This window comes from Frankia sp. CgKIO3, assembly GCF_977946435.1.
In genome coordinates, this window is record NZ_CDWTMO010000253.1 from 1 (window position 1) to 4,034 (window position 4,034).

Annotated in this window: 5 protein-coding genes and 1 tRNA gene; 3 read left to right on the forward strand and 3 right to left on the reverse strand. The window is 68.5% G+C overall.

Features of this window, described 5'->3' with window-relative positions:
* The first annotated feature begins 240 nt into the window (after positions 1-240).
* Together AC08OJ_RS19040 and AC08OJ_RS19045 are read left to right on the forward strand one after the other, a co-directional pair.
* On the forward strand, positions 241-480 hold the full coding sequence (locus AC08OJ_RS19040; protein WP_476594619.1) for a DUF433 domain-containing protein: 240 nt from the start codon (positions 241-243) through the stop codon (positions 478-480).
* Entirely contained in the window at positions 477-917 is a 441-nt protein-coding gene (locus AC08OJ_RS19045; RefSeq protein WP_476594618.1) for a DUF5615 family PIN-like protein, read from the forward strand. Before AC08OJ_RS19040 ends, AC08OJ_RS19045 begins: the two co-directional genes overlap by 4 nt.
* A gap of 17 nt (positions 918-934) precedes the next feature.
* Here AC08OJ_RS19045 and AC08OJ_RS19050 read toward each other — a convergent pair.
* Both AC08OJ_RS19050 and AC08OJ_RS19055 read right to left on the reverse strand, forming a co-directional pair.
* A tRNA-Arg gene (locus AC08OJ_RS19050) sits at positions 935-1,007 on the reverse strand.
* Between the two features lie 122 nt (positions 1,008-1,129).
* On the reverse strand, positions 1,130-1,324 hold the full coding sequence (locus tag AC08OJ_RS19055) for a hypothetical protein (protein ID WP_462188987.1): 195 nt from the start codon (positions 1,322-1,324) through the stop codon (positions 1,130-1,132).
* Positions 1,325-1,635: 311 nt separating this feature from the next.
* On the opposite strand from AC08OJ_RS19055, the gene AC08OJ_RS19060 reads away from it, so the two are divergent.
* Positions 1,636-2,970 carry an MFS transporter gene (locus AC08OJ_RS19060; RefSeq protein ID WP_476594616.1) on the forward strand — a complete coding sequence of 445 codons (1,335 nt, stop codon included), beginning with the start codon at positions 1,636-1,638 and terminating at the stop codon, positions 2,968-2,970.
* A gap of 64 nt (positions 2,971-3,034) precedes the next feature.
* Here the strand turns inward: AC08OJ_RS19060 and AC08OJ_RS19065 are convergent.
* Positions 3,035-4,034: bacterial transcriptional activator domain-containing protein (locus tag AC08OJ_RS19065; RefSeq protein ID WP_476596451.1), on the reverse strand; the 1,000-nt coding region annotated here is incomplete at its 5' end.

Genomic DNA, 4,034 nt, shown 5'->3' on the forward strand with positions numbered 1-4,034 from the left:
CTGGCGTGCGCTCGGAGGGACTCGAACCCCCAACCTTCTGATCCGTAGTTAGATTTGGATCTTCCGTCGACGTCTGTCAACGTCCGCCCTGTCTGCTGACCATGAGCGTTCCGTCCACCGGTGTCCGTCGACGTCCACCCGCGTCCAGCGGCTTGGCTGTCAACTTGGCTGTCACTCGTGCCACGGCTTGGACCACGTGATGGGCGCTCGACGCTGAGATCCGGGAGCATACTGGGAGGCATGGCGGAAGATCTTCTGGCGCTCGTCGTGGCCGACCCGACAGTCGGTCATGGGCAGGCGTGTATCCGGGGGACCCGGGTGCCGGTGAGTGTCGTGCTCGACTGCCTTGCCGGCGGTATGTCCGACGGTGAGATCATCGCGGAGTACCCGTCGCTGACCGTGTCGGGGATCCGTGCGGCCGCTGCCTACGGGGCGCGTCTGGTGCGGGAGGATCTCGTGCCGCTTCGTACCGCGCCGTGAAGGTCAAGCTGGACGAGGGTCTCCCGGTCTCCCTTGCCGAGCGACTCGCCAAGCACGGGATCGACGCCGATACCGTGCTTGCGGAGAACCTGTCGGGCCGCTCCGATCCGGAGGTGCTCGCTGCTGCGGTTGCCGAGAACCGGATCGTGTTCACCCTCGACCGCGGCTTCGGGAACATCCGTGCCTACCTGCCGGGATCGCACAGCGGGATCGTGGTCTTCCGGCTTGACGACCAGTCGGCACGCGCCGTGATCGCGGCCGTCGAGGACCTGGTCACGCATCACGACCTCGCCGATCTCGCTGGGGCCGTGACAGTGGCTGCACCGCGGCCTTCTCCGGATCCGTCGCGAGGGCGATTGACCCTCTCCGCCCGGGCTGGGAGATCGCCTACGCAAAGCTCAGAGCCCCGCGCCGGAGTAGTGGCTACGGGGCTCTGACCTGTCTCAACCTGACGTGCGCTCGGAGGGACTCGAACCCCCAACCTTCTGATCCGTAGTCAGATGCTCTGTCCGTTGAGCTACGAGCGCGATGTACCGCCGTGGTGGCCGGCGGTACCAGCTTACAGCACCCGACGGATGGCACCGATCCTCCGAGGGGGATATAGCTGTCTGTAGTTCATCCTGTGCTTCTTGTGTGGACAGCTGTGGGGTCATCGTCGAATCGGCAGCTGCGGCGCCGGCAGGAGGAGTTGCCGGTGGGGCGCGCGGCGGACGGTCAACCGCTGACCGTCCGCCGCGTCGACGGCGGACCAGACCTCGGCGGGCAGCTCGCGCGCCCGCACCGGGAGGTGTGTGTCCGAGAGCATGACCAGACGCACCCCGCCAGTACCCGACGCGACGGCCACGGGAACGCCATCGTGCCCGATCGGGCGGGCACGTTAGCGCCCGCTGCCGAGAGGTCCTCATGGTCGAGCAGTCCTCATAGTGACATCGGGACGTCATCAGGTGCCGTCGATCATAATTTGATTTTATGCAAAGTAATTAGATTTTGTATATCGTAATTAGATTTGTCAAAACATGATTGGCTGTCGCCAGAGCGCTGCCCGATCTTATCGAGTATCGTCGCGTGGAGTAATGAGGCGTAACGATCCGGGGCGCAGGGTAATTCTCCTCCCGGCGTGCGCATCGTGAAGATCGACGGCTGGAGATCATCCTGATGGATCCGGGCGGCGTGCGCCGCGCGACTCGGAGCCAGCCCTTCGCCGCCCAAGCACTGTTCCGTGCCCGGGCGGCGACGATGAGCTCGCTGTTCCTGCTGGCTCTGCTGCTTGCGAGCTGGGCGCCGCGTATACCGCAAATCAAGGAGGGGCTCGAACTCGGCGACGGGCAGCTCAGTCTGACCCTGCTCGGCGCCCCGATCGGGGCGGTTCTGACATTGTGGCTGATCGGTCTGGCGGTCACCCGGTACGGCAGCATCACCATGGTGCGAGCAGGTCTGCCCGCCTACTGCGCCACCGGTCTTCTGGTCCCGCTCATCGAGGGACCCTGGTCTCTGTTCGCTCTGCTCGCCCTGTGGGGGGCGACCAGCAGTTGCCTCGACATCTCCCTGAACACCCAGGCCGTGGGGATTGAGCGCTGCTACCAGCGGCCGATCATGACCTCCGCCCATGCGGCGTGGACGGCGGGTGCCCTGTCCGGGGCCGGGATCGGTTCGGCGGCGGCCGCTCTGAGTGTCCCGATCGGCGTGCAGTTCGCGGTGCTCGGCGGGTTGGGTCTCGCTGCCGCCCTACCCGCCACGGCCTGGATGCTGCCCGACGGCGCTGCACCGGAAGTCGCGCCAGGGGACGGGCGAGACGGCTGGGGCGGAGACCGCGACAGAGCGGTGCCCCCGGGTCCCGCGGGCACCGGCAGCCGTGCCCGGCAGTTCGTCGCACTGTGCGTCATTGCCTTCGGTAGTTTCCTCTGTGAAGGTGTGGCGGCGGACTGGAGCGCCGTCTACCTCACCGAGGTAGCCGGAGCGGCTGCCGGAATCGCGGGTATCGGCTTTGTGGCCTTCACCTCCTGCATGTTCGTCGTGCGCCTGTTCGGGGACCGCGCCATGGCACGGTTCGGCCCGACCCGAACGGTCCGCGGCCTCGCCGTGACCGCGATGGTGGGATTCGCGGTCATGCTTGCGCTCGGTTCCTCGGCGTTCGGCACGGTCGGGGGAATCGTCGGATTCGGAACGCTCGGCGTCGGCACCGCCTGCGTGCTGCCCGCGGTGTTCTCCGCGACGGGGCGGCTCAGGTCGTCGACGGGCAGCTCCATCGCCGTGGTCGGCACGGTCGGGTATGCCGGATGGTTGTGCGGGCCGGCTCTCATCGGTGGGCTCGCCGAGCTGGCGGGCCTGCAACTCGCCATGGTCGTCGTGCTTGTCCTGCTCGTCGCGATCATAGTTTGCGCGTCGGCGTTGCGCGGTCCCGATTCTTCTCCTGCCGCGGCTGCCGAGTTCACCGCGGACCCCGGTGCCTCGGAGATCTCCGGGGTGCCCAAGATCCCCGAGGTTGGCTAGCGTCACCAGCGACCAGCCATCAGGCCGGGTCCTCTGCCGGCTGCCCCGGGAGCGGAGACGGGCACTACCGCCGGCCGCGACGGAATCCGGGCAGCAGGGTCTGCACCAGTGCGTCCGTCTTGGCCTCGGCCCGCCCGCCGCGGCGCACCCCGCTGACACCGATAGTTCGGTACATCTCCGTTGCCACAGCCTGCAGAGTTCGGCAATCACCCCGCGCGGCGACCGTGCGCAGCAGGTCCCGCCAGAGCACTTCGGAGGTCGGCACAGCCCGTAGCCCGGTGCGGCAGGCCGCCATCGCCGTCATCGTGTCACCGAAGTCCAACGTCAGTTGGGCGAGGCGATGCGCCACGTCGACCACGCCCGCCCAGGTGCTTCGGGCGATTGGCCCGGTGGTCGCCCAGCGGTACCGCCCGGCAGGCAGATCCGTCCACAGGGGGCCGCTGACCATCCGCAGGGCCGTCGTCAGATCCGCCTCGGCGTCGCTGCCCGGCAGACCGGCCCGGTGGGTGTAGGCCACGAAGAGTTCCCAGTCGCAGCGCACATCCGGACTCAGCCACCATCGGCCATCCGGGCCGATCATGATTCGAGGCGAGCCGTTGGCATCGGTCCCCAGCCACTGGCGCGCTTCGGCCAGCGCGGCGTCGGCGATCTCCTCTGTGGTGTCGGATGGCCAGATCTCCTCGGCGAGAAGCCGACTGTCTGCGCCTTCCCGGTGCAGCGCGAGGTAGACGATGACCTCGGTCAACAGGTCGATGCGCTCGGCGGGTCGCCGCCCGGGACCCTCGACGGTGGGCAGCCCGAGAATCCGGACCTGCGCCTCGGCGGGCGCGGTGGGATCGGCGGGCGGCGTGGTCTCGAGCGGCACACGCTGTGGCGCCGCCCCGGACGTCGCCACCGGGGGCCGTGAAACGCCGACATCCGGGACGGTGGTACCTCCGTCGGCGTAGCGCGCCCGAGCAGCCTGCGGCGGTGCATGGTGCGCGTCCGCCGGTCCCGCCAGCCGTTCGTTCGGAGGCGGGACCGGCGGCCGGGGCGGGATCGCGGTCCGGTACTCGGTGGTTGGC

Bases quoted from the DNA above. Each gene is read 5' to 3' on its own strand.
- AC08OJ_RS19060 (WP_476594616.1), top strand. From the start codon at position 1,636: ATGGATCCGGGCGGCGTGCGCCGCGCGACTCGGAGCCAGCCCTTCGCC.
- AC08OJ_RS19040 (WP_476594619.1), top strand. From the start codon at position 241: ATGGCGGAAGATCTTCTGGCGCTCGTCGTGGCCGACCCGACAGTCGGT.